Raw genomic sequence first — 25,546 nt, forward strand, 5'->3', positions numbered from 1 at the left:
CTGGCATACCGCCGATAAACGGTAAATGCCGATGGCTGATATTCGGCCCGTCACCACGGTCTATGGGCGTTACAGACGCAAACTTGGCTTAAATGCCCTGCCCGCTGGAGCGGGGCGGGTGTCGCCTGTTACCATTCGCCGCTTGATTGTTTTGCTTTTCATTCTTTTCGAGACATGCCATGACCACCGTCCGCACTCGCATCGCGCCATCGCCTACCGGGGATCCCCACGTAGGTACCGCTTACATCGCATTGTTCAACTACTGCTTTGCCAAGCAGCATGGCGGTGAGTTCATCCTGCGCATCGAAGACACCGACCAGTTGCGTTCGACCCGCGAGTCCGAACAGCAGATCTTCGACGCCCTGCGCTGGCTGGGGATCGACTGGAGCGAAGGCCCGGACGTTGGCGGCCCGCACGGCCCGTACCGGCAGAGCGAGCGTGGCGATATCTATCAGAAGTATTGCCAGCAACTGGTCGACATGGGCCATGCGTTCCCATGCTTCTGCACCGCTGAAGAACTGGATGAGATGCGCGCCGAACAAATGGCGCGCGGCGAGACCCCGCGCTACGACGGCCGCGCGCTGCTGCTGTCGAAGGAAGAAGTCGCCGCCCGTCTGGCCGCCGGCGAACCGCACGTGATCCGCATGAAAGTGCCGACCGAAGGCGTCTGCGTGGTGCCGGACATGCTGCGTGGCGATGTCGAGATCCCGTGGGATCGCATGGACATGCAAGTGCTGATGAAGACCGACGGCCTGCCGACGTACTTCCTCGCCAACGTGGTCGACGACCACCTGATGGGCATCACCCACGTGCTGCGCGGCGAAGAATGGCTGCCATCGGCGCCGAAACTGATTCTGCTTTACGAATATTTCGGCTGGGAACAACCGGAGCTGTGCTACATGCCGCTGCTGCGTAACCCGGACAAGAGCAAGCTGTCCAAGCGCAAGAACCCGACCTCGGTGACCTTCTACGAGCGCATGGGCTTCATGCCCGAAGCGATGCTCAACTACCTCGGTCGCATGGGCTGGTCGATGCCCGACGAACGCGAGAAGTTCTCGCTGCAGGAAATGGTCGACAACTTCGACCTCAAGCGTGTGTCCCTCGGCGGGCCGATCTTCGACATCGAGAAACTGTCGTGGCTCAACGGCCAGTGGCTGCGTGACCTGCCGGTGGAAGAGTTCGCCGCACGCGTGCAGAAGTGGGCGTTCAATTCCGAGTACATGATGAAGATCGCACCGCTGGTGCAGGGGCGCGTGGAAACCTTCAGCCAGGTTGCACCGCTGGGCGGCTTCTTCTTTGCCGGTGGCGTGAACCCGGATGCCAAGCTGTTCGAATCGAAAAAGCTTTCCGGTGATCAGGTGCGTCAGTTGATGCAATTGATCCTGTGGAAGCTGGAAAGCCTGCGTCAGTGGGAGAAGGACAGCATTACCGCGACGATTCAGGCGGTGGTCGAATCTCTTGAGCTGAAGCTGCGTGACGCGATGCCGTTGATGTTTGCCGCGATTACCGGGCAGGCCAGTTCGGTATCGGTGCTCGATGCGATGGAAATCCTCGGCCCGGATCTGACCCGTTTCCGTCTGCGCCAGGCGATTGACCTGCTGGGTGGCGTGTCGAAGAAAGAAAACAAAGAGTGGGAAAAGCTGCTGGGCGCGATTGCTTAAGCACGTCTGACTCTGCGGTTACCGCCGAAGGCCGGGATCGTTTGATTCCGGCCTTCGGCGTTTTTCCCCCGGATTTTCGGGGGGAGGGCGGTAAGTGATTGTTATGCCGACAAAAAACTTTGAAATTTTTCAAAAATAAGTTTGACAGGCTTTCGATACGCCCTTAAGATTCGCCCCGTACTCAGCGATGACATCAACGATGAGGGGCTATAGCTCAGCTGGGAGAGCGCTTGCATGGCATGCAAGAGGTCGACGGTTCGATCCCGTCTAGCTCCACCAATTTACACTTCGAAGCCTGGCCACACCGGCTCCGAAGCGATCAACACTCAGCGTTGATCAGTTGTATAGAAGGGTTTGCGTCCCCTTCGTCTAGTGGCCTAGGACACCGCCCTTTCACGGCGGTAACAGGGGTTCGAGTCCCCTAGGGGACGCCAGTTTTACAGAAGCGATGTTGCAAGATGTCGCTCCGCCGCGAGGCGAAAAATCCGGGGCTATAGCTCAGCTGGGAGAGCGCCTGCATGGCATGCAGGAGGTCAGCGGTTCGATCCCGCTTAGCTCCACCAATTTTACAGTTCAAGGTCTGGCCACACCGGCCTTGAATCAGATCAGATCTCAGCACTGATCAGCTGTATAGAAGGGTTTGTGTCCCCTTCGTCTAGTGGCCTAGGACACCGCCCTTTCACGGCGGTAACAGGGGTTCGAGTCCCCTAGGGGACGCCACGATTACCCGCTCTGCGGGATTTATAAGGGTCATTCAATTATTGAATGGCCCTTTTGTTTGTCTGGCGTTTGGCCAACTCTCCTTTTCCTTACACTGTGCTTCAGACCAGCGGTCATATCCTCGACTTGCGGAATATTATTATGCGAATAATATTCTAGTCGTAATATTCGGAGGCAACGATGAACGATAAAAAAGCTCAAACCCGCGAACGCATCCTCAAGGCGGCCAGCGCCGCGCTGATGCAGCGTGGCCCGGCGGATCCAAGCGTGGGCGAAGTGATGGGCGCCGCCGGCCTGACCGTCGGTGGTTTCTATGCGCACTTCGAAAGCAAGGACGCGATGATGCTTGAGGCGTTCAAGCAACTGCTCAGCCGTCGACGCGACCTGATTGCCGACATGGACTCCGAGCTGACCGGCGAAGAGCGTCGCGCCTTGGTCGCTGCGTTCTATCTGTCACGCAAGCACCGTGATTCCAGCGATGCCGCGTGCCCGATTCCGGCTTCCATCGGCGAACTGGGGCGTCTGCCGGAATCCTTCCGCATCGCGCTGAACGAACACTTGGAACTGATGATTGCGCAGTTGGCGTCCAGCCCCGAGGACACCGACAAAGCATTGGCTGATGTGGCGTTGATGGTGGGTGGTCTGGCGCTGGCACGTGCGCTGGGCCCGGGCGATTTATCCGATCGATTGCTGCGCGCTGCCAAGTCGGCGGTGCGTTGACCTGAAGGCAACACGCCTGAGGAGAAAGCGATGAACACGTTGAAGTGGGTTCGTGGCGTTAATGGCACCTTGGGCTGGATTGCACCGCAACGAGTAGCAAGCAAAATGCGTCAGGCGTTCATGACGCCGCGCACGTTGCCGCTGCGTGATTGGGAGCTGCCGCTGCTGGCGAGTGCCGAACGCATCACGCTGCGCTTCGGCCTGTCGGCGCTGCGTTGGGGGCAGGGGCCGGCGGTGCTGTTGATGCACGGTTGGGAAGGGCGGCCCACCCAGTTTGCGGCGTTGATCACGGCGCTGGTTGAGGCCGGTTACACCGTCGTTGCCCTCGATGGCCCGGCCCATGGTCGTTCGCCGGGGCGTGAAGCCAACGTCGTACTGTTCGCCCGCGCCATGCTCGAAGCGGCCGCCGAATTGCCTCCTCTTCAAGCCGTCATCGGCCACTCCATGGGCGGCGCCAGTGCCATGCTCGCGGTGCAACTGGGCCTGCGCACCGAAACCCTGGTCAGTATTGCAGCCCCTGCACGAATTCTCGGCGTGCTGCGCGGTTTTGCCCGCTACGTCGGCATGCCACCGCGGGCGCGCTCGGCGTTCATCCGCCAGGTCGAGCAGGACGTCGGCATGCGCGCCGCGACCCTCGATGTCGCGCACTATCAACTGGATATGCCGGGCCTGATCGTGCATGCCGAGGACGACACCTTTGTCTCGGTCAAGGAATCGCAATTGATCCACGAATCGTGGTTCGACAGTCGCCTGCTGCGCCTGGAAAGCGGCGGCCACCAGCGGGTGCTGGCCGACCCTCGGGTGGTTGATGGAGTGTTATCACTGTTGGCGGGGCGCAGCCTTCAGGCGCTGCAATCGGCCTGACATCCGTTACACTGCCCCGGTTGAATCATCTGACCGGGAGTGGGGCATGGGCTGGGATCGGGCAACGCCGTTCACCATTGATCTGCAAGTAGGCGCCGAGGACATCGACGGGCTGGGTCACGCGAACAACGCGGTGTACGTGACCTGGCTCGAACGCTGCGCCTGGCGCCACTCGCAGCGTCTGGGGCTGGATCTGGTCGAATACCGGCGCCTGGATCGGGCGATGGCCGTGGTGCGTCACGAAATCGATTATCTGGCGGCGGCCTACGAAGGCGACGAACTGCAACTGGCGACCTGGATCGTCGATTGGGATCAGCGCCTGAAAATGACCCGGCACTTCCAGCTGATCCGCCCCAGCGACAACGCCACCCTGCTGCGCGCCCAGACCACTTTCGTCTGCATCGAACTGTCCAGCGGCAAGCCCAAGCGCATGCCGGCAGAGTTTATCGAGGGCTACGGCCCGGCGATCCTGTCCCTGGCCTGACCCGATCCCTGTAGGAGCTGCCGCAGGCTGCGATCTTTTGACTTTGATTTTTAAGGATCACAATCAAAAGATCGCAGCCTGCGGCAGCTCCTACAGGTGGTCGTGGGTTTAACCGGCTTAATCCAGTAAACTGCCGCACGTTTTTTCTTCCTGAGTAGTGTTTTCCCCATGCAAATTGCCCTGGCGCCCATGGAGGGGTTGGTCGACGACATCCTGCGCGACGTGCTGACCCGCGTTGGCGGCATCGACTGGTGCGTGACCGAATTCATTCGGATCAACGATCAGTTGCTCACCCCGGCCTACTTCCACAAGTTCGGCCCGGAGCTGCTCAACGGCGCCCGCACCCGTTCCGGTGTGCCGTTGCGCGTGCAATTGTTGGGTTCCGATCCGGTGTGCCTGGCGGAAAACGCGGCGCTGGCCTGCGAGCTCGGCTCGGAAGTGATCGACCTGAACTTCGGCTGCCCGGCCAAAACCGTCAACAAGTCCCGGGGCGGGGCGGTGCTGCTCAAGGAGCCGGAGCTGCTCAACAGCATCGTCGAACACGTGCGTCGCGCCGTGCCGGCACATATCCCGGTCACCGCGAAAATGCGCCTCGGTTTCGACAGCCCGGACGGTTCGCTGGTCTGCGCCACGGCGCTGGCCGAGGGCGGCGCCGAGCACATCGTGGTGCATGCCCGGACCAAGGTTGATGGCTACAAGCCGCCAGCGCATTGGGAGTGGATTCCGCGGGTGCAGGACGTGGTCAAGGTGCCGGTGTTCGCCAATGGTGATATCTGGAGCGTCGAGGACTGGCGTCGTTGCCGCGAGATCAGCGGCGTCGAAGACATCATGCTCGGACGCGGTCTGGTATCGCGCCCGGATCTGGCCCGGCAGATCGCTGCCGCGCGCGCCGGTGAAGAAGTGGTCGAGATGAGCTGGGCCGAGCTGCTGCCGCTGATTCAGGACTTCTGGCTGCAAGCCAAGGCGCAGATGACCGCACGGCAATCGCCGGGTCGCTTGAAGCAATGGCTGGCGATGCTGACGCGCAATTATCCCGAGGCCACCGAGCTGTTTACCGTGCTGCGTCGCGAGACAGAACCGGATCAAGTCTCGCGTTTGCTGGGTTTGCCGGTCGCCGCCGCAGCCTGAAAAAAATCTGCAAATACTCTCTTGAAATCATTTTGGCGGTCCCTATCTAAGGGTTACGCGATGCCGAATTCGGGTCGCGGAGACACAAAACCTTGCTGATTGTTTTCAGGAGATTTGAACCATGAGTACTGCATTTTCCCTGGCACCACTGTTCCGTTCCTCGGTGGGTTTCGACCGTTTCAACGACCTGTTCGAAACCGCGCTGCGCAACGAGCCAGGCAGCACCTACCCACCCTACAACGTGGAAAAACACGGTGACGATCAATACCGCATCGTCGTAGCGGCAGCCGGTTTCCAGGAAGAAGACCTGGAGCTGCAAGTCGAGAAGGGTGTGCTGACCATCAGTGGTGGCAAGCGTGATGCCAACGAAGGCGTGACCTTCCTGCATCAAGGCATTGCCCAGCGTGCTTTCAAGCTGTCCTTCCGCCTGGCCGATCACATCGAGATCAAGGCCGCCGATCTGAGCAACGGTCTGTTGAGCATCGACCTGTTGCGGGTGATCCCGGAAGAAGCGAAAGCCAAGCGCATCCCGATCAACGGAGCGCAAAAGCCGGTTCTGCAATAAGGCCGAGCAAGAAAAAAGGGCGCCACTGGCGCCCTTTTTTTGTGCTCGTCATTCGAGCATCTTTTTCAACGCCTCCAACGCCACCGGCCGACTGTGCAGATAGCCCTGATACAAATGGCAGCCCAGCCCTTGCAGGAACGCCAGTTGCTCCGGCGTCTCCACGCCTTCGGCAATCACCTCCAGTTCCAGGCTGCGGGCCATGGCGACGATGGCGCGGATGATCTCGGCGTCGTTGGGGTCGGTGGTTGCGTCGCGGATGAACGACTGGTCGATTTTCAGGGTGTCCACCGGCAGGCGCTTGAGGTAGGTCAGCGATGAATAGCCGGTGCCGAAATCGTCCATGGCGAAGCTCACGCCAAGTTTTTTCAGACGGCGCATTTTGCTGATGGTGTCTTCCAGGTTCTGGATGACGATGCCCTCGGTGATCTCCAGTTTCAGCAGCGAGCAGGGCAGGCCGTGGCTGCTCATGCTGTGTTCGATGCGTTCGACGAAGTCGTTCTGGCGGAACTGCCGTGGGCTGATGTTTACGCACAGGCTGAAGTTGAGCGGGTTGACCAGTTTCAGCGCGATCAATTGTTTGAACGCCTCACAGGCCTCATCGAGGATCCAGGTACCGACCTCCAGAATCAGCCCGCTGTCTTCCAGCACCTTGATGAATTCAGTGGGCGATTGCGCGCCGAGTTCCGGGTGATTCCAGCGCACCAGCGCCTCGGCGCCAATGATGCGGTTGTCCTGCGCATCGACCTGCGGCTGGTAATGCACGTTGAACTCGCCGCGCGATAACGCCAGACGCAGGTCGGTCTCCATGCGCAGCCGCTCGCTGGCCGCTTTCTGCATGGTGTTGTGGTACATCTGCGTGGTGTTGCGCCCGGAATCCTTGGCCCGGTACAGGGCGATGTCGGCGCGTTTGAGCAGGTCGGTCGGGGTCGAGCCGTGATCGGGAATCAGCGCCACGCCGATGCTCGGTGTCACCTGCAGGCGCTGGCCGTCGAGGAACATCGGCTCCGAGAGCAGTTCGCGAATGGTGTCGGCCAGTTCCCGCACTTGTGCGCTGACCTCGTTGCGCGTGCCTTCAAGGCCACTGAGCAGCACCACGAACTCATCGCCGCCGAGACGCGCCACCGTGTCCTCCATGCGCACGCTGGCTTCGAGCCGTGCGGTGATGATTTTCAGCACCGTATCGCCGACCGGGTGGCCCAGCGAGTCGTTGATGTGCTTGAAGTGGTCAAGGTCGAGGAACAGCAGCGCACCGCGCAGGTTGTGGCGCTTGAGCAGGGCGATCTGCTGGCTCAGGCGATCCATCAGCAGGGCGCGGTTGGGCAGATTGGTCAGCGGATCGTGATAGGCCAGATGTCGGATCTGTGCTTCAGCGTTTTTCAACAGGCTGACGTCCCGGGCGGTCAGCAGCAGGCACGCCGTTTCGTTGAGGGTGATCGGTTCGATCGACACTTCAACGGTCAGCAACTCACCGCGCTTGTTGCGCCCGAGCATCTCCTGATGATGAACGCGGCCCTTGATCTGCAGTTCGGCAAGCAGCGCCGAGCGTTGTTTCTCTTCGGCCCAGATGCCGATCTGGTACACGGTCTTGCCCACCACTTCTTCAGCACGATAACCGGTGAGGCGGCAGAAACCGTCGTTGACCTCCAGATAGCGCCCGGTGTCACGTTCGGTGATGGTGATCGCATCGGGGCTGGAGTGAAATGCTTTGGCGAATTTCTCTTCGCTGGCCTTGAGTGCGGCCTCGGAGCGCTGTTGTTGGGTGATGTCGCGCAAGGTGGTGACGATGCACGGCTGATTGCCGACGCTGATCTGCCGGCTGGAAATCACGCACGTCAGCGACTGGCCGTCCTTGTGCTGGACGATGATCGCGACATTGCTCAGACCCTGTTCGCGGATCACCCGCTCGATGCGTTGCAGACTCTTCGCCGAGGCGTCCCACAGGCCGATGTCCTCGGCGGTGCGCCCGATGACGTCGGCGGCGCTCCAGCCGAAGGTCTGGGTGAAGCTGTTGTTGATCTCGATGAACTCGCCGCTGTCCTGGCGGGTGACGCAGATCGGGTCGGGGCTGACCTGGAACAGCGTGGCGAATTTCTCTTCGGAGGCGACCAGGCGTTGCTCGCGCTCGACCTGATCGGTGATGTCCAGCAAGGTCCCGGCCATGCGCAGCGGCGCGACGTTTTCGTCGCGATAGAGGCGGGCGCGGCTTTCCAGGTAGCGCGAGCTGCCATCCGCCAGTTGCACGCGATAGGTCAGTTGATAGTTGCCGGCCGGGCCTTCGCGCAGGCTGCGGTAGGCGTCGCGCATGCTGTCGCGCTCCTCGCCGGGCACGCCTTCGAAGAACTCCTCGAATGATTCGTGAAACGGGATCGGCTCCAGCCCGTGCAATTGCGCGGCCCGCGCCGAGCCGTAGAGCATGCCGCTGGGGATGTGCCAGTCCCAGGTGCCGAGTTGCGCCGAGTCCAGCGCCAGATCAAGGCGTTCCTGACTGTCTTTCAAGGCGTGTTCGGCGGCTTTGCGTTCGGTGGTGTCGAGAAACGTGCTGAGCAGATACGGCTGGCCTTCGAGTTCGACCTTCTGCGCGCTGAGGATGCCGTCATGAATCTGCCCGTTGCTGGCGCGGAACTGCACTTCCATGCTGATCAATTCACCTTTGGCCTTGGTCTTTTTCACCAGCTCGGCGCGTTGTTCGGGGTGCACCCACAGGCCCAGTTCCAGTGTGGTGCGACCGATGGCGTCCTGGACCGGCCAGCCGAACAGACTTTCGAAATACTGGTTGGCTTCGGTGATCAGGCCGTCTTCCTGGCGCGTCAGCAGCACCATGTTCGGGCACAGGTGAAAAAGTGTGGCGAAACGTTTCTCCGAGCTGCTCAGAGCCTGTTCGCGCTGGCGCTGGTGGGTGATTTCGCGAATCACCCCGATCATTCGGGGCCGGCCGTTTTTGTCCGGCAGCAGGCTGCCGCTGATTTCCAGCCAATGCAGGCTGCCGTCGGGCCAGCGGATGCGGTGGTGCATCGCCTGTTCCAGCGGGGCGCCGGCAATCACCGCGTGGAAGGCGCGCACGGTTTTCGCCCGGTCTTCGGGCGGCAGCAGGTCGAGATATTCCAGGTCCTGGGGCAACGGTTGACGTGGATCGAAGCCGAACAGCGCCTGAGTGCCCCGTGACCAGCTGATCTGCCCGCGCTCGATGTCCCAATACCAGGCGCCGAGCCGGGCGCCGTTGAGTGCGGCGAGCAATTGCGGCGCACTCTCCCAGCTCTGCTCGGAACGTCGCGGATCAATGGCCTGAATACGCGGCATCGGCGGAATTCGGTCAACAGATTTCGGCATTGTTAACGGGCCTTGAGCTGATGGTGGCGTTAGGCACAGGGACAGCGGCTCTATAGGAGTAGCACAAGTTAGCCTGGAGTCCCTGGCAGATCGATTTGCGCATCCAGCAAGGCCATGAAAGCCCTTGCCGCATTCGACAGCGTCCGTTCGGTGTGCACGATATAGCCTAGCTGGCGACTGAGCTGTATGCCCGGCAAAGGTATGCGCGCCACCTGTTCATCAAGCATGGTGCGGGGCAGAACACTCCAGGCCAGACCAATGGAGACCATCATCTTGATGGTTTCCAGGTAGTTGGTGCTCATGGCGATGTTCGGCGTCAGCCCTTGGGCTTCGAACAAGCGTTGGACAATGTGATGAGTAAAGGTGTTGCCTCCGGGAAAAACCGCCGGATGACCGGCAATGTCCGCCAGGCTCACCGCGCCATTGCTGATCAGCGAATGTTCCGGCGCCACCACGAAATCCAGCGGGTCGTCCCACACCGGCGCGGCTTTGACCAGTGTGTGCGGCTCTGGCGCCAAGGTGATCACCGCCAGTTCCGCACGGCCATGGAGAATCTCTTCGTAGGCCACTTCCGAATCAAGGAACTGAATATCCAGCGCCACCTGTGGGTAGCGGCGGGTGAATTCCCTTAACACGGGCGGCAAGCGGTGCAGGCCGATGTGGTGACTGGTGGCCAGGGTCAGCCGACCGCTGACTTCGCCGGTCAGGTTGGTCAGGGCACGGCGGGTGTCGTCCAGCACGTTGAGAATCTGATAAGCCCGGGGCAACAGGGCGCGGCCGGCCTCGGTCAGGCCGACTTCACGACCGAGTCGGTCGAACAGCCGCACCTTCAATTGTTGCTCCAGTCCGGCGATGCGTTTGCTGATCGCCGGTTGCGTCAGGTGCAGGCGTTCACCGGCGCCGGAGAAGCTGCCGGTCTCGGCAATCGCGATAAAAGCGTTGAGGTTGGCCAGATCCATGAATCGTATTCCAGTTGGTTATCCAAAGCATAAAAAATATGAATTTGAGTTATTTAATCTAACCCCATAGGATCGGCCTCACAAGCCAAAGGGTTATTGATAAGCCCAGGGCATAGAAACAAGCTGATGAGGAACCGTCTGATGGCCGGCAAAACGCTCTACGACAAGCTCTGGGATTCGCATTTGGTCAAACAGCGCGACGATGGCTCGGCGCTGATCTATATCGATCGTCACATCATCCACGAAGTGACCTCGCCGCAAGCCTTCGAAGGCCTGCGTCTGGCCGGGCGCAAGCCTTGGCGAATCGATGCCAACATCGCGACCCCGGACCACAACGTACCGACCACACCGGAGCGCAAGGGCGGCATCGCCGCGATTGCCGACCAGGTCTCGCGTTTGCAGGTTCAGACCCTCGATGACAACTGTGATGAGTACGGCATTGTCGAGTTCAAGATGAACGACATCCGCCAAGGCATCGTCCACGTGATCAGCCCGGAGCAAGGCGCAACCTTGCCGGGCATGACCGTAGTCTGCGGCGACTCGCACACCTCGACCCACGGCGCGTTCGGTGCCTTGGCGCACGGGATCGGCACTTCCGAGGTCGAGCACGTGCTCGCCACCCAGTGCCTGGTCGCGAAGAAAATGAAGAACATGCTGGTGCGCGTCGAAGGTCAGTTGCCATTCGGCGTGACCGCCAAGGACATCGTCCTCGCGGTGATCGGCAAGATCGGCACCGCCGGCGGTAACGGCCATGCCATCGAATTCGCCGGCAGCGCGATCCGCGACCTGTCCGTCGAAGGCCGCATGACCATCTGCAACATGTCCATCGAAGCCGGCGCCCGTGTGGGCCTGGTGGCTGCGGACGAAAAGACTGTCGAATACGTCAAGGGCCGTCCGTTCGCACCGACAGGCGCGCAGTGGGATCAGGCGGTTGAAGCCTGGAAAGACCTGGTCTCCGACGCCGACGCCAAGTTCGACACCGTAGTTGAGTTGGACGCTGCACAGATCAAGCCGCAAGTCAGCTGGGGCACTTCGCCTGAAATGGTGCTGGCCGTTGATCAGAACGTGCCGGATCCGGCGAAGGAAATGGATCTGGTCAAGCGCGATTCGATCGTCCGCGCCCTGAAATACATGGGTTTGACCGCCAATCAGGCGATCACCGACATTCAGCTGGATCGCGTGTTCATCGGCTCCTGCACCAACTCGCGCATCGAAGACTTGCGCGCTGCGGCCGTGATCGCCAAGGGTCGCAAAGTCGCTTCGACGATCAAGCAGGCAATCGTCGTACCGGGCTCGGGTCTGGTGAAGGCGCAGGCGGAAGCCGAAGGTCTCGACAAGATCTTCCTCGAAGCCGGTTTCGAATGGCGTGAGCCGGGTTGCTCGATGTGCCTGGCGATGAACCCGGACCGTTTGGAGTCCGGCGAGCATTGTGCCTCGACCTCCAACCGTAACTTCGAAGGCCGTCAGGGCGCCGGTGGTCGTACCCACCTCGTGAGCCCGGCCATGGCCGCTGCGGCGGCGGTGAACGGTCGTTTCATCGACGTTCGTGAATTGATCTGAAGGAGAGCGCAGCATGAAAGCTTTTACCCAGCACACTGGTCTTGTCGCGCCTCTGGATCGTGCCAACGTCGACACCGACCAGATCATTCCCAAGCAGTTTTTGAAGTCGATCAAGCGCACCGGTTTCGGCCCGAACCTGTTCGACGAGTGGCGTTACCTGGATGTCGGCCAGCCGTATCAGGACAACTCCAAGCGCCCGTTGAACAAGGAGTTCGTGCTCAACGCCGAGCGTTATCAAGGCGCCAGTGTGTTGCTGGCCCGCGAGAACTTCGGTTGCGGCTCCAGCCGTGAACACGCGCCATGGGCACTGGAAGAATACGGTTTCCGCAGCATCATCGCGCCGAGCTACGCCGACATCTTCTTCAACAACAGCTTCAAGAACGGCTTGCTGCCGATCATCCTGAGCGACGCTGAAGTCGACGAGTTGTTCAAGCAGGTCGAGGCCGAGCCGGGCTATCAATTGCAGATCGATCTGCACGAGCAGACCGTGACCAGTCCGAGCGGCAAGGTGTACCGCTTCGAGATCGACGCGTTCCGCAAGCATTGCTTGTTGAATGGGCTGGACGATATCGGCCTGACTTTGCAGGACGGCGATGCGATTGCCGCGTTCGAGGCCAAGCATCGTGTGAGCCAGCCGTGGTTGTTCCGCGACGCGTGATTGATTCGAGATTGATGTAGTCAGGGCCGGCCTCTTCGCGAGCAGGCTCGCTCCCACACTTGAAATGCATTCCCCTGTGGGAGCGAGCCTGCTCGCGAAGACGGCCGCTCAAACAACACAAATGCAGGATGTGACCATGACCAGCACCGCCCAACACAGTCAGGTTGTACAAAAGCAATTCGGTGAACAGGCCGCCGCCTACCTGAGAAGCGCCGTTCACGCTCAAGGCACCGAATTCGCGCTGCTACAGGCTGAACTGGCCGGGCAGGGCGACGCCCGGCTGCTGGACCTGGGTTGTGGCGCCGGTCATGTGAGTTTTCATGTGGCGCCACTGGTCAAGGAGGTGGTGGCCTACGACCTGTCGCAGCAGATGCTCGATGTGGTCGCCGCTGCGGCGGTTGATCGCGGCATGAAGAACATTGCCACGGTCAACGGCGCCGCCGAGCGCCTGCCGTTTGCCGATGGCGAATTCGATTACGTGTTCAGTCGTTATTCGGCGCACCATTGGAGCGACCTCGGGGTGGCCCTGCGTGAAGTGCGTCGGGTGCTGAAACCGGGCGGTGTGGCAGCGTTCATCGACGTGTTGTCACCGGGCAGTCCGTTGTTCGACACTTACCTGCAAAGCGTCGAAGTGCTGCGCGACACCAGCCACGTGCGCGATTATTCTGCCGGCGAGTGGCTGCGGCAGGTCAGCGAGGCCGGGCTGCACACTCGCAGCACCACGCGTCAGCGCCTGCGTCTGGAATACAGCAGTTGGGTCGAGCGCATGCGCACGCCCGAGGTGATGCGCGCGGCGATCCGCCAGTTGCAGCAGTCGATGGGCAACGAAGTACGAGAATATTTTGAGATTGATGCCGACGGCTCGTTCAGTACAGATGTAATCGTACTGATGGCTGAGCGCTAAGAATTTTTCCGGGCGCGCCCTGAGTGGCGCACCGATTGAAGACACGAGGAAAGCATGAGCAAGCAGATTCTGATTCTCCCAGGTGACGGTATTGGTCCGGAAATCATGGCCGAAGCGGTCAAGGTGCTGGAGCTGGCCAACGACAAGTACAGCCTGGGCTTCGAGCTGAGCCATGACGTGATCGGTGGCGCGGCCATCGACAAGCATGGCGTGCCGTTGGCCGACGAAACCCTCGAGCGTGCCCGTGCTGCCGACGCCGTGCTGCTGGGCGCAGTGGGCGGCCCGAAATGGGACACCATCGAGCGTGATATCCGCCCTGAGCGCGGTCTGCTGAAGATTCGTGCGCAACTGGGCCTGTTCGGCAACCTGCGTCCGGCGATCCTCTACCCGCAACTGGCTGATGCATCGAGCCTGAAGCCGGAAATCGTTGCCGGGCTGGACATCCTGATCGTCCGTGAGCTGACCGGCGGCATCTACTTCGGCGCGCCACGCGGCACCCGCACCCTGGAAAACGGCGAGCGTCAGTCTTACGACACCCTGCCGTACAGCGAAAGCGAAATCCGCCGTATCGCCCGCGTCGGTTTCGACATGGCCATGGTTCGCGGCAAAAAGCTGTGCTCGGTGGACAAGGCCAACGTGCTGGCGTCCAGCCAACTGTGGCGTGAAGTGGTCGAGCAGGTCGCCAAGGATTACCCTGAAGTCGAACTGAGCCACATGTACGTCGACAACGCCGCCATGCAACTGGTGCGCGCGCCGAAGCAGTTCGACGTGATCGTCACCGACAACATGTTCGGCGACATCCTGTCCGACGAAGCCTCGATGCTCACCGGTTCCATCGGCATGCTGCCGTCGGCTTCGCTGGATTCGAACAACAAGGGCATGTACGAGCCTTGCCACGGTTCGGCCCCGGACATCGCGGGCAAAGGCATTGCCAACCCGTTGGCGACCATTCTGTCGGTGTCGATGATGCTGCGTTACAGCTTCAATCTGCACGATGCGGCCGATGCCATCGAGAAAGCCGTCAGCGTGGTGCTGGATCAAGGCTTGCGCACCGGTGACATTTATTCGGCCGGTTGCACTAAAGTCGGAACGCAGGAAATGGGTGACGCAGTAGTCGCCGCGCTGCGGAATCTGTAATCTCTCGGGCCCGCTGCGAAATTCAATACAAAGCAGCGGCCCACTTTTCAAGAAGGTGTAGTTGCGATGAAACGTGTAGGTCTGATCGGTTGGCGCGGCATGGTCGGTTCCGTGCTCATGCAGCGGATGCTGGAAGAGCAGGATTTCGATCTTATCGAGCCGGTGTTTTTCACCACTTCCAATGTCGGTGGCCAAGGCCCGTCCGTGGGCAAGGACATTGCTCCGCTCAAGGACGCTTACAGCATTGAAGAGCTGAAAACCCTCGACGTGATTCTGACCTGCCAGGGCGGCGACTACACCAGCGAAGTGTTCCCGAAGCTGCGCGAAGCCGGCTGGCAGGGTTACTGGATCGACGCGGCTTCCAGCCTGCGGATGAACGATGACGCCGTCATCATTCTCGACCCGGTCAACCGCAAGGTCATCGACCAGCAACTGGACGCGGGCACCAAGAACTACATCGGCGGCAACTGCACCGTCAGCCTGATGCTGATGGGCCTGGGCGGTCTGTTCGAGGCCGGTCTGGTCGAGTGGATGAGCGCCATGACTTATCAGGCGGCCTCCGGTGCCGGCGCGCAGAACATGCGTGAACTGATCAAGCAGATGGGTGCGACTCACGCCGCTGTCGCCGATCAACTGGCCGACCCGGCCAGCGCGATCCTCGACATCGACCGTCGCGTGGCCGAAGCCATGCGCAGCGACGCGTACCCGACCGAAAACTTCGGTGTACCGCTGGCCGGCAGCCTGATTCCGTGGATCGACAAGGAACTGCCGAACGGCCAGAGCCGTGAAGAGTGGAAGGCCCAGGCCGAGACCAACAAGATCCTCGGCCGCTTCAAGAGCCCGATCCCGGTCGACGGCATCTGCGTGCGCATCGGCGCCATGCGTTGCCACAGCCAGGCGCTGACCATCAAGCTGAACAAAGACGTGCCGATCGCTGATATCGAAGGGCTGATCAGCCAGCACAACCCTTGGGTCAAACTGGTGCCGAACAACCGCGACATCAGCATGCAGGAGCTGAGCCCGACCAAGGTCACCGGCACCCTGAACGTACCGGTGGGTCGTCTGCGCAAGTTGAACATGGGCTCGCAATTCGTCGGTGCCTTCACCGTCGGCGACCAACTGCTGTGGGGCGCGGCCGAACCGCTGCGTCGCATGCTGCGGATTTTGCTGGAGCGTTGATCGCTTGATGCAATGAAAGAACCCGTGCCTTGTGAGAGGTGCGGGTTTTTTTATGCCTTGGATTTTCGGGTATCAGGTCTGGCCTCATCGCTGGCAAGCCAGCTCCCACAAGTTTCAGGTGTGTACAAACATCTGTGTCCCACACCGACCACTGTGGGAGCTGGCTTGCCAGCGATGAGGCCGGTACAGGCGCCACAAATCCCCGACAGAAATTGCCTGCATCTCACTCACCCGGTAAAGTGCCGCTCCCCCCGTTTCGCCAGAGGTAGAACCATGACCCAGACCCTTGATATTGCCGTCGTCGGCGCCACCGGTATTGTCGGCGAAACCCTCGTACAGATTCTCGAAGAGCGCGACTTTCCGGTCGGCAACCTGCACTTGCTGGCCAGCAGCGAATCCGCCGGCAGTTCGGTGCTGTTTCGCAACAAGAACGTGCGCGTGCGTGAAGTCGACGAGTTCGATTTCAGCAAGGTCAAACTGGTGTTCTTTGCCGCTGGCGCTGCCGTTTCCCTGAGTTACGCGGCGCGTGCCCACGCGGCCGGTTGCTCGCTGATCGATCTGTCCGGCGCATTGCCGGCCGAGCAGGCGCCGCAAGTGGTGCCGGAGGCCAACGCCGAGGTCATTGCCGGTCTGAAGGCACCGTTCCAGGTCAGCAGCCCAAGCCCTTCGGCGACGACGCTGGCCGTGGTGCTGGCGCCGCTGCTCGATTTGCTCGAACTGCAATACGTCAACGTCACCGCCAATCTGGCCGTGTCCGCCCAAGGTCGCGAAGCTGTGACCGAGCTGGCGCGACAGACCGCTGAGTTGCTGAACATGCGTCCGCTGGAGCCGACTTTCTTTGATCGGCAGATGGCCTTCAACCTGTTGGCCCAGGTCGGCACGCCCGACGCTCAAGGCCACACGCTGCTGGAAAAGCGGCTGGTGCGCGAGTTGCGTCAGGTGCTGAAGCAGCCTTTATTAAAGATTTCCGCCACTTGCGTTCAAGCCCCGGTGTTTTTTGGCGATAGCTATAGCGTGACCTTGCAGTCAGCGAGCGCGGTCGACCTGGCAAAGGTCAACGCTGCGCTTGAGGATGCGCCCGGCATCGAGCTGGTTGAGGCCGGCGATTATCCGACGGCGGTGGGTGACGCGGTGGGGCAGGACGTTGTCTATGTTGGCCGTGTGCGCAGCGGTGTTGACGACCCGGCGGAACTTAATCTGTGGCTGACGTCAGATAACGTACGCAAAGGCGCGGCCCTGAATGCTGTGCAGGTCGCTGAATTGTTGATAAAAGACCTGCTGTAAAAGATACTTGGCAACAATTTGTCGACTGATTCTAGGTGAGCGCTATGCTTGCCCGGAGCACTTGATAACGTGTCACCCTCCGGGACTTTCCGGGGCATCAAAGAAATGATCGCGCGCGGCAGTCTGTCGTCGTCGCGCGCAATGCCTTACGGCAGCGGCAATCAACATCTTCTCGCTGGCCGAGGAACGTTCAAACAAAGGATGAGGCTATGGTTCAAGTTCGCAAACTGGTGTTAGCAATAGCGGCCGCCTCGGCGCTGTCCTCCGGTATGGCGCATGCCCTCGGGCTCGGGGAGCTGACCCTGAAGTCGACCCTGAACCAGCCGCTGGTGGCCGAGATCGAGCTGCTCGACGTCAAGGATCTCACCGCTGCCGAAGTGGTGCCGAGCCTGGCTTCACCCGAAGATTTCGCCAAGGCCGGCGTCGATCGCCAGGCCTTCCTCAACGACCTGACGTTCACCCCGGTGCTCAACGCCAGCGGCAAAAGCGTGCTGCGCGTGACTTCGAGCAAGCCGCTGTCGGAACCGATGGTGAAATTCCTCGTGCAGGTGATGTGGCCCAACGGCCGTCTGCTGCGCGATTACAGTGTGCTGCTGGATCCGTCGAAATTCTCGCCACAGACCGCTGACGCCGCTGCGCAACCGGCACCGTCGCAGACCATCACCGCACCGACCACCGGCGCCACGCACCCGTCGCAATACACCACCACGCCGCGCGACACCCTGTGGGAAATTGCCGCGAAGGCGCGCACCGGCGGTTCGGTGCAGCAGACCATGCTGGCGATTCAGGCGCTCAACCCGGATGCGTTCATCGACGGCAACATCAACCGGCTGAAAACCGGTCAGGTGCTGCGCCTGCCGGACTCGGTGGAAAGCACCGCGCTGCCGCAATCGAAAGCGATTGCCGAAGTCGCCGCGCAGAACGAAGCGTGGCGTCAGGGTCGTCGCTATGTGGCCAAGCCTGGCACTGGCCAGCAGCAGCTCGATGCCACCAAGCGTGGTCGCAGCAATGTCGGCGCCGGCCAGAATGCCAAGGACAACCTGAGCCTGGTCTCCGCCGAAAACGCCAAGGGCCGCGGCAAAGGCCCGGCCGGCGATGCCAAGGCCTTGAGCAACAAGCTGGCGGTGACTCAGGAAAGCCTCGACACGACCCGTCGTGACAACGAGGAACTGAAAAGCCGCATGGCCGATCTGCAAAGTCAGCTGGACAAGCTGCAACGCCTGATCGAGCTGAAGAACAATCAACTGGCGAAGATGCAGGCCGAAGGCCCGGGCGCTGCGCCAGCCGCCACTGCTGCCGTACCGGCGATCACCGCCGAACTGGCTGCAACCCCTCCAGCCACCCCGGCAGAAGCGGCGCCAACACCAGAATCGGCGATTGCGCCACCGGTCGACACGCCAGCCGAGACGCCAGTGGTTGCGCCAAAACCGGTAGTTGATGAAGACAAAACCTTCAATGAACTGCTGACCAATCCGATCCTGCTGGGTCTGATCGGTGGCGGTGCGGTGGTGTTGCTGCTTCTGCTGTTGCTGCTGGCTCGTCGCCGCAAAGCCCAGCAGGAAGCCGAGAAACACCTGCGCATGGCCCGCGCTCTGGCGGAAGAGCAAGAGTTCTCCGCCGAGCAGGATCTGCCGGAAAGCAGCTTCGAAGGCCTGGAAACACCTGCTGCCAGCGTCAAGCTCAACACCCCGGCACCTGCGCCAGCGCCTGCTGCGGTAGTGGCTCCGGTGGTGATGGCCGAGCCGATTGCCGCGCCATTGGTCGCACCGTCCGCCGAGCGTTCCGATGACGTGCTGGACAAGGCTCAGTCGCACATCAACGCCGGTCGCCTGAATCAGGCCGCAGCGTTGCTGGAAGAGGGCGTCAGCCTCGAGCCGCAACGCAGTGATCTGCGTCTGAAACTGATGGAGGTTTACGGTCAGCAGGGTGACCGCGATGCGTTCGTGGGTCAGGAGCGTCAGTTGGTGGCCAACGGTGATAACTTCGCCAAGGTCGAAGAGCTGAAAAAACGCTTCCCGGCCATGGCGGTCGTCGCTGTCGCTGGTCTGGCTGCAGCGGCAGCCGCCGCCGAACTCGATGCGCAATACGTCAAGGAGCTGCTGCTCGACGAGCCGGAGGCGCCTGCACCTGAGCCTGCGGCAGACGATCTCGATAGCGCGTTCGACCTGAGCCTGGACGATCTCGACAACATTACTCCGGTTGAGCCTGCACCTGTTGTTGAGCCTGACGCGCCGGTGGAGCTGGACGAGTTCCCGGCCGACGACGATCTGAGCTTTGAATCGGTGCTGCAACAGCAGACCGAGATCAAAGAGAACCTCGACGACCTGTCGGACTTCGACCTCGATCTGGATCTGGGTGCCGAGCCTGCGCCAGCTCCGGCGGCGGATCTGGCGGATGATGATTTCCTGCTGGATCTGGACGAAGGCGTGAAAGATCTGTCGCCGGCCGAGCCTGTGGTCGCCAACGAAGTGCCGCAGGACGATCTGGAGCTGCCGGCGGATTTCGATCTGTCGCTGGCTGATGAAATGGACAGCAACCCGGCGGCCGAGCCTGACGCATTCGCAGCGGAACTGAATGACGTCAACGCCGAGCTGGATCGCCTGTCGCAGAGCATCGCCGAGCCGACCTTCACCGAAGCCGATGCGGCCATGGGCGATGATCTGGGCGAGGACGATTTCGACTTCCTCGCCGGCACCGACGAAGCCGCGACCAAACTCGATCTGGCCCAGGCCTACATCGACATGGGCGACAGCGACGGCGCACGCGACATCCTCAACGAAGTGTTGACCGAGGGTGACGAAAAGCAGCGTGGCGAAGCCAAGGAAATGCTTTCGCACCTGGCATGAGCCAGCGGTAAATAAAAACGGCAGCCCATTGAGGCTGCCGTTTTTGTTTGGGCTGGGTTTTGTAGCGGCAGTGCTATCGCCATCGCGAGCAGGCTCACTCCTACAGTTGGAATGCGTTCTCCTGTAGGAGTGAGCCTGCTCGCGATTGGGCCGGAACTACCCATAGAGAATTCTGGCATCCCCGACTCACAGCCTTATAATGCCCGCCTTTGTACCTCAGCAGGCTGTCCCACCTTGGCAAACATAGATAACCCGGTCGCCGAAATGGCACCCGAAGGCTTTTACCGTGTGGCACTGGGCGTCGAGTACAAAGGCTCGCGCTACAGCGGCTGGCAGCGTCAGTTGACCGGCGTGGCCACGGTGCAGGAAGAGCTCGAAAAAGCCTTGTCGAAAGTCGCTAATTCGCCGATTTCGCTGCAGTGCGCCGGGCGTACCGATGCCGGGGTGCATGCTTGCGGACAAGTGGTGCATTTCGACACGCCAGTCGATCGTTCGCTGAAAGCCTGGGTGATGGGCGCCAATATCAATCTGCCCCACGACATCAGTGTCAGCTGGGCGCGGGTGATGCCGGCGCATTTCCATGCGCGGTTCAAAGCCATCGCCCGGCGTTATCGCTATGTGATCTACAACGATCAGATTCGTCCGGCGCATCTCAACGAAGAGATCACCTGGAACCACCGCCCACTCGACGTTGAGCGCATGGCGCAAGCTGCGCAATATCTGATTGGCACCCACGATTTCAGTGCGTTCCGCGCTGGCCAGTGCCAAGCCAAGTCGCCGATCAAGAAGATGCATCACCTGCGTGTGACACGTCACGGCAAGATGATTGTTCTCGACATCCGCGCCAACGCTTTCTTGCACCACATGGTGCGCAACATTGCCGGTGTGCTGATGACCATCGGTGCCGGCGAGCGCCCGGTCGAGTGGATGAAGGAAGTTCTGGAAAGCCGCGAGCGCCGTTCCGGTGGCGTGACAGCGCATCCGTACGGGTTGTATCTGGTGCAGGTCGAGTATCACGATGAATTTCCGTTGCCCGAGCGTTTTATCGGGCCACATTTCCTTACGGGTTTCTCGGAACTTGACGGCTGACGCCCTCGAGCGCTTTTGTTACCATCCGGGACTTTCCCGAATTTGACGCGGAGTTTTTCTCGATATGTCAGCCGTTCGCAGCAAGATCTGCGGGATTGCCCGCATAGAAGATGCGTTGGCAGCGGTCGAGGCCGGGGCGGACGCGATCGGGTTCGTGTTCTACGCCAAGAGCCCGCGTGCAGTGAGCGTGCAGCAGGCAAGGGCGATCATCCAGGCCTTGCCACCGTTCGTGACGACGGTGGGCCTGTTCGTCAATGCCAGCCGCTGCGAGTTGGGGGAAATCCTCGATGCCGTGCCGCTGGATCTGTTGCAGTTCCATGGCGACGAAACCGCTGAACAGTGCGAAGGCTGGCATCGTCCGTACATCAAGGCATTGCGGGTCAAGGCCGGCGACGACATCGCGGCTGCCGTCGATGCCTATCCGAGTGCCAGTGGCGTGCTGCTCGACACTTACGTCGAAGGCGTGCCGGGCGGAACCGGCGAGGCGTTCGACTGGTCATTGATTCCGCAAGCGTTGAGCAAGCCGCTGATCCTGGCCGGTGGCCTCACCCCGGAAAACGTCGCCGACGCTGTGGCCCGGGTCAAACCGTACGCGGTCGATGTCAGCGGCGGGGTAGAAGCGAGCAAGGGCATCAAGGATCATGCGAAGATCCGCGCGTTCATCAATGCCGTACGTAGAAGCTCGCAGGGAGCGTCTACTTCGATGTGACGGCTGGCGAACTGCCGCCGTCCATCAATGCACTTGCACAAAGCAGGCGAGGCTGAGGGTTTCTGGAGTTGCACGCAGGTCATGTTCCGCGCTGACCGCGGCGTTCCATCAATCATCGCCACACACATGAATTTAGCTGAAGGGCATACGCGGGGCTGCGAACCAGAGCGTTCGGGCCGCCGGTACTGGAGAAAGAAAGCATGAGCAACTGGTTGGTAGACAAACTGATCCCTTCGATCATGCGTTCGGAGGTCAAGAAGAGCTCGGTGCCTGAAGGTCTGTGGCACAAATGCCCGTCCTGCGAGGCTGTGCTGTATCGCCCTGAGCTGGAAAAGACCCTGGACGTTTGCCCCAAGTGCAACCACCACATGCGCATCGGCGCACGGGCGCGCATCGACATCTTCCTGGATGCCGAAGGCCGCAACGAGCTGGGTGCAGATCTGGAGCCGGTTGACCGTCTGAAATTCCGCGACGGCAAGAAGTACAAGGACCGTCTGGTCGCTGCACAGAAGCAGACCGGCGAAAAAGACGCGCTGATCTCCGTCAGCGGCACCCTGCTGGGTATGCCGGTGGTGGTGTCGGCGTTCGAATTCAGCTTCATGGGCGGTTCCATGGGCGCCATCGTCGGTGAGCGCTTCGTGCGCGCCGCCAACTACGCCCTGGAAAACCGTTGCCCGATGATCTGCTTCGCCGCCTCCGGTGGTGCGCGCATGCAGGAAGCGCTGATCTCGCTGATGCAGATGGCCAAGACGTCGGCGGTACTGGCGCGTTTGCGTGAAGAAGGCATTCCGTTCATCTCGGTGCTGACCGATCCGGTCTACGGCGGCGTTTCCGCCAGCCTGGCAATGCTCGGCGACGTGATCGTCGGTGAGCCGAAAGCCCTGATCGGCTTCGCCGGTCCGCGCGTGATCGAGCAGACCGTGCGTGAAAAACTGCCGGAAGGCTTCCAGCGCAGCGAGTTCCTGCTGGAGCATGGCGCGATCGATCTGATCATCGATCGTCGTGAACTGCGTCCACGCCTGGGCAATCTGCTGGCGCAACTGACCGGCCAGCCGACTCCGACCTACGTCGCCGCTCCTGTCGAGCCAATCGTCGTTCCACCGGTGCCTGCCAACGTATGACCGAGCGTACCCTTGGCGAGTGGCTCGCCTACCTTGAGCAGTTGCATCCATCGGCCATCGACATGGGGCTGGAGCGTTCGCAACAGGTAGCGTCCCGCATGGGACTGGGCCAGCCGGCGCCTCGGGTGATTACGGTCACCGGCACCAACGGCAAGGGTTCGACCTGCGCTTTCGTGGCTTCATTGCTGCGGGCGCAGGGCCTGAGCGTGGGTGTCTACAATTCTCCGCACCTGCTGCGTTACAACGAGCGGGTGCAGCTCAATGGCGTCGAAGCCACTGATGCTCAGCTGTGCGAAGCCTTCGCTGCGGTGGAGGCCGGGCGTGGCGACACTTCCCTGACTTACTTCGAAATGGGCACCCTGGCGGCGTTCTGGCTGTTTCAACAGGCAAAACTTGACGCTGTGGTGCTGGAAGTCGGGCTGGGCGGGCGTCTGGACACGGTCAATGTGGTGGACGCCGATATCGCGCTGGTCACCAGCATTGGCGTCGATCATGCCGAATACCTGGGCAATACCCGCGAATCCGTGGCCTTCGAGAAGGCCGGGATTTTCCGTCAGGGCAAACCAGCCTTGTGCGGCGACCTGAATCCTCCGCAACCGCTGCTCGACAAGGTCCGTGAACTCGCGTGCCCGTTCTCGCTGCGCGGACGCGACTTCGATCTGGGGATCACCGATCACAACTGGCAATGGCGCGGCACTGACGCGCAGGGTCAGGTGGTCGAATTGCATGATTTGCCGCTGCTCGATCTGCCGATGGAAAACGCCGCGCTGGCGTTGCAGGCGTATCTGCTGCTCGGCTTGCCGTGGAATCCGTCGCAAATTGTTGCTGCCTTGCAGGCCGCTCGCGTGGTCGGCCGGCTGGATCGCCGCTCGTTCGAATTCGATGGCAAGCGCCTGAACCTGCTGCTGGACGTGGGGCATAACCCGCACGCGGCGGAGTATCTGGCACGGCGCCTGGCCAGTCGGCCGCCGGTAGGCAAGCGCCTGGCGGTGTTCGGCTTGCTGGCCGACAAGGATCTGGATGGTGTTGTCGGCGAATTGAATGCTAGTGTCCAGCATTGGGCAGTCGCGCCGCTGGATTCGCCGCGTTCGCGTCCGGTCAGTGAATTGCACGCCGGGTTGCAGAACCTTGGCGCGTCCGTCACGTCCTATGACAGTGTCGCAGCGGCGCTGGAAGGGCAGTGTGCGATCGCAGCCAGCGACGACGAGATTCTGTTGTTCGGATCATTTTATTGTGTCGCCGAGGCCCTTGAATGGCTGGCCCGGCGCTCCACGGAGGAAGCGGCAAATGGCTTTGCTGGATAAAGCGTACAAGCAGCGCATGGTTGGCGCCCTGGTGCTGGTGGCACTGGCGGTGATTTTCCTGCCGATGCTGTTTTCCCGCCAGGACGAGCAACGTCAAGTGACGGTCGAGGCGCCTGCCGCGCCGCAAGCCCCTTCGATGCCGCAGGTGCAAATGGAATCGGTGGCCGTGCCTGAGCCGCAGGCTTTGCCGCAAGAACCGGTGCCAGCGGATGAAGAAGTCGCAGAAGACACTGCGCCTGCTGCTCCAGTCGCGGCGGCCTCGGCCCCAACCCCGGCCCCAACGGCGCCCATAGCAATCGCCAAACCGACTGCGCCGCCTGCGGTGGCCAAGCCGATTCCGGCGCCTGCTCAGCCAATTGCTGCTGCGTCGAAGCCTGACACCACGCAAAGTCGCGTCGATGCCAATGGCCTGTCGGTCAGCTGGTCGGTGCAACTGGCCAGCCTGTCGAGTCGCGCCAGCGCCGAAAGCCTGCAGAAAACTCTGCGCAGCCAAGGCTATAACGCCTATATCCGTTCCGCCGATGGCAAGAATCGGGTGTTCGTCGGGCCGCTGATCGAGCGTGCCGAGGCCGATCGTCTGCGTGATCTATTGAGCCGCCAGCAGAACCTCAAGGGTTTTGTCGTGCGCTTCCAGCCCGAGCGCGGCTAGGATCTATCGATTCGATTGAAATGCACTGAAAATCGCAGCTTACCGACAGCGGTGCGCTCTGCTAAAATGCGCCGCCTTATCCGTCTGTAGGCTGCACTGTGCCATTTACCCTGGTTGACTGGGCGATCGTTGCAATCATCGCCATCTCCGCTTTGATCAGTTTGAGCCGCGGCTTCGTCAAGGAAGCATTATCGCTGGTGACCTGGATCATCGCAGGAGCGGTTGCCTGGATGTTCGGTGGCTCACTGTCCGAGTACCTCGCCGGATACATCGAAACCCCATCGGCTCGCGTGATCGCGGGCTGTGCCATCATGTTTGTCGCCACGCTGATCGTGGGCGCAATGATCAATTATCTTATCGGCGAGTTGGTGCGCGTGACCGGGTTGTCCGGCACCGATCGATTCCTGGGCATGGCCTTCGGCGCGGCGCGTGGCGTGTTGCTGGTGGTCGTGGCAGTCGGGCTTTTGAGCCTGGGGCCGGTACAGCAGGACGGGTGGTGGAAAGAATCACAGCTCGTGCCAAAGTTTCTATTGGTCGCCGACTGGTCCAAAAACCTGATTCTCGGGTGGAGCAGTCAGTGGCTTGCCAGCGGAATCAGCGTACCCGCTGATATTCCGTTCAAGGAGCAACTCTTGCCGTCGGCCAAAACGCCTCAGTGAGTGTTGTTCAGTTCAGATC

General features: G+C 61.1%; 21 protein-coding genes and 4 tRNA genes. 23 read left to right on the forward strand and 2 right to left on the reverse strand.

Going from position 1 to position 25,546, the window contains the following annotated elements; genetic code table 11:
- Positions 1 to 179 precede the first annotated feature (179 nt).
- The 10 genes from gltX to CRO59_RS06005 all read left to right on the forward strand — a co-directional run bounded on the left by gltX (position 180) and on the right by CRO59_RS06005 (position 6,142).
- Positions 180 to 1,661: a glutamate--tRNA ligase gene (gltX, locus tag CRO59_RS05960; protein WP_097088657.1), complete on the forward strand. Its 1,482-nt coding sequence runs from the start codon at positions 180 to 182 to the stop codon at positions 1,659 to 1,661.
- A gap of 203 nt (positions 1,662 to 1,864) precedes the next feature.
- A tRNA-Ala gene (locus CRO59_RS05965) sits at positions 1,865 to 1,940 on the forward strand.
- A gap of 79 nt (positions 1,941 to 2,019) precedes the next feature.
- Positions 2,020 to 2,095 (forward strand) — tRNA-Glu (locus CRO59_RS05970).
- Between the two features lie 53 nt (positions 2,096 to 2,148).
- Positions 2,149 to 2,224, forward strand: a tRNA-Ala gene (locus CRO59_RS05975).
- Between the two features lie 81 nt (positions 2,225 to 2,305).
- Positions 2,306 to 2,381: transfer RNA gene (locus CRO59_RS05980), tRNA-Glu, on the forward strand.
- Between the two features lie 180 nt (positions 2,382 to 2,561).
- The gene (locus CRO59_RS05985) at positions 2,562 to 3,101 is read left to right on the forward strand and encodes a TetR/AcrR family transcriptional regulator (RefSeq protein WP_007969225.1); all 540 of its coding nucleotides are present in this window, start codon (positions 2,562 to 2,564) and stop codon (positions 3,099 to 3,101) included.
- 30 nt (positions 3,102 to 3,131) lie between these two features.
- Positions 3,132 to 3,965, forward strand: coding sequence for an alpha/beta fold hydrolase (locus CRO59_RS05990; RefSeq protein ID WP_097088658.1), 834 nt, complete (start codon positions 3,132 to 3,134; stop codon positions 3,963 to 3,965).
- Between the two features lie 46 nt (positions 3,966 to 4,011).
- Positions 4,012 to 4,449 (forward strand): thioesterase family protein, encoded by a 438-nt coding sequence (locus tag CRO59_RS05995; RefSeq protein WP_097088660.1) that lies wholly within the window; start codon positions 4,012 to 4,014, stop codon positions 4,447 to 4,449.
- Positions 4,450 to 4,617: 168 nt separating this feature from the next.
- Entirely contained in the window at positions 4,618 to 5,577 is a 960-nt protein-coding gene (locus CRO59_RS06000) for a tRNA-dihydrouridine synthase (RefSeq protein ID WP_027611526.1), read from the forward strand.
- A gap of 121 nt (positions 5,578 to 5,698) precedes the next feature.
- On the forward strand, positions 5,699 to 6,142 hold the full coding sequence (locus CRO59_RS06005) for an Hsp20 family protein (RefSeq protein ID WP_007969230.1): 444 nt from the start codon (positions 5,699 to 5,701) through the stop codon (positions 6,140 to 6,142).
- 48 nt (positions 6,143 to 6,190) lie between these two features.
- On the opposite strand, the gene CRO59_RS06010 is transcribed toward CRO59_RS06005, so the two are convergent.
- Positions 6,191 to 9,469, reverse strand: coding sequence for a PAS domain S-box protein (locus CRO59_RS06010; protein ID WP_097088661.1), 3,279 nt, complete (start codon positions 9,467 to 9,469; stop codon positions 6,191 to 6,193).
- A 68-nt stretch (positions 9,470 to 9,537) separates the two neighbouring features.
- Positions 9,538 to 10,428 carry a LysR family transcriptional regulator gene (locus CRO59_RS06015; protein ID WP_097088663.1) on the reverse strand — a complete coding sequence of 297 codons (891 nt, stop codon included), beginning with the start codon at positions 10,426 to 10,428 and terminating at the stop codon, positions 9,538 to 9,540.
- Positions 10,429 to 10,569: 141 nt separating this feature from the next.
- On the opposite strand from CRO59_RS06015, the gene leuC reads away from it, so the two are divergent.
- The 13 genes from leuC (at position 10,570) to CRO59_RS06080 (ending at position 25,527) form a co-directional block, all read left to right on the forward strand.
- Entirely contained in the window at positions 10,570 to 11,988 is a 1,419-nt protein-coding gene (gene leuC / locus CRO59_RS06020) for a 3-isopropylmalate dehydratase large subunit (RefSeq protein ID WP_027611528.1), read from the forward strand.
- 13 nt (positions 11,989 to 12,001) lie between these two features.
- On the forward strand, positions 12,002 to 12,646 hold the full coding sequence (gene leuD, locus CRO59_RS06025; RefSeq protein WP_096796154.1) for a 3-isopropylmalate dehydratase small subunit: 645 nt from the start codon (positions 12,002 to 12,004) through the stop codon (positions 12,644 to 12,646).
- 136 nt (positions 12,647 to 12,782) lie between these two features.
- Complete coding sequence (locus CRO59_RS06030) at positions 12,783 to 13,550, forward strand: class I SAM-dependent methyltransferase (protein ID WP_097088664.1); 768 nt, start codon at positions 12,783 to 12,785, stop codon at positions 13,548 to 13,550.
- 54 nt (positions 13,551 to 13,604) lie between these two features.
- On the forward strand, positions 13,605 to 14,687 hold the full coding sequence (gene leuB / locus CRO59_RS06035; protein ID WP_027611530.1) for a 3-isopropylmalate dehydrogenase: 1,083 nt from the start codon (positions 13,605 to 13,607) through the stop codon (positions 14,685 to 14,687).
- Positions 14,688 to 14,753: 66 nt separating this feature from the next.
- Positions 14,754 to 15,866 (forward strand): aspartate-semialdehyde dehydrogenase, encoded by a 1,113-nt coding sequence (gene asd / locus CRO59_RS06040; RefSeq protein ID WP_003226428.1) that lies wholly within the window; start codon positions 14,754 to 14,756, stop codon positions 15,864 to 15,866.
- Positions 15,867 to 16,139: 273 nt separating this feature from the next.
- Positions 16,140 to 17,150, forward strand: coding sequence for an aspartate-semialdehyde dehydrogenase (locus CRO59_RS06045; RefSeq protein WP_097088666.1), 1,011 nt, complete (start codon positions 16,140 to 16,142; stop codon positions 17,148 to 17,150).
- A gap of 209 nt (positions 17,151 to 17,359) precedes the next feature.
- The gene (locus tag CRO59_RS06050) at positions 17,360 to 19,996 is read left to right on the forward strand and encodes a FimV/HubP family polar landmark protein (RefSeq protein ID WP_097088667.1); all 2,637 of its coding nucleotides are present in this window, start codon (positions 17,360 to 17,362) and stop codon (positions 19,994 to 19,996) included.
- A 264-nt stretch (positions 19,997 to 20,260) separates the two neighbouring features.
- Complete coding sequence (truA, locus tag CRO59_RS06055) at positions 20,261 to 21,085, forward strand: tRNA pseudouridine(38-40) synthase TruA (RefSeq protein WP_027611533.1); 825 nt, start codon at positions 20,261 to 20,263, stop codon at positions 21,083 to 21,085.
- 64 nt (positions 21,086 to 21,149) lie between these two features.
- Entirely contained in the window at positions 21,150 to 21,794 is a 645-nt protein-coding gene (locus CRO59_RS06060) for a phosphoribosylanthranilate isomerase (protein ID WP_027611534.1), read from the forward strand.
- 200 nt (positions 21,795 to 21,994) lie between these two features.
- A complete protein-coding gene (gene accD / locus CRO59_RS06065; RefSeq protein ID WP_027611535.1) occupies positions 21,995 to 22,915 on the forward strand; it encodes an acetyl-CoA carboxylase, carboxyltransferase subunit beta in 921 nt (306 codons plus the stop codon).
- Complete coding sequence (gene folC / locus CRO59_RS06070; protein ID WP_097088669.1) at positions 22,912 to 24,219, forward strand: bifunctional tetrahydrofolate synthase/dihydrofolate synthase; 1,308 nt, start codon at positions 22,912 to 22,914, stop codon at positions 24,217 to 24,219. The genes accD and folC overlap by 4 nt, the downstream gene beginning before the upstream one ends.
- Positions 24,203 to 24,868: an SPOR domain-containing protein gene (locus tag CRO59_RS06075; protein WP_097088670.1), complete on the forward strand. Its 666-nt coding sequence runs from the start codon at positions 24,203 to 24,205 to the stop codon at positions 24,866 to 24,868. The genes folC and CRO59_RS06075 overlap by 17 nt, the downstream gene beginning before the upstream one ends.
- 98 nt (positions 24,869 to 24,966) lie before the next feature.
- A complete protein-coding gene (locus tag CRO59_RS06080; RefSeq protein WP_007961197.1) occupies positions 24,967 to 25,527 on the forward strand; it encodes a CvpA family protein in 561 nt (186 codons plus the stop codon).
- The last annotated feature ends 19 nt before the right edge of the window (positions 25,528 to 25,546 follow it).

Origin of the sequence: Pseudomonas sp. LAMO17WK12:I5 (assembly GCF_900215165.1) — a bacterium.
Taxonomy (GTDB): Bacteria; Pseudomonadota; Gammaproteobacteria; order Pseudomonadales; family Pseudomonadaceae; genus Aquipseudomonas; species Aquipseudomonas putida_A.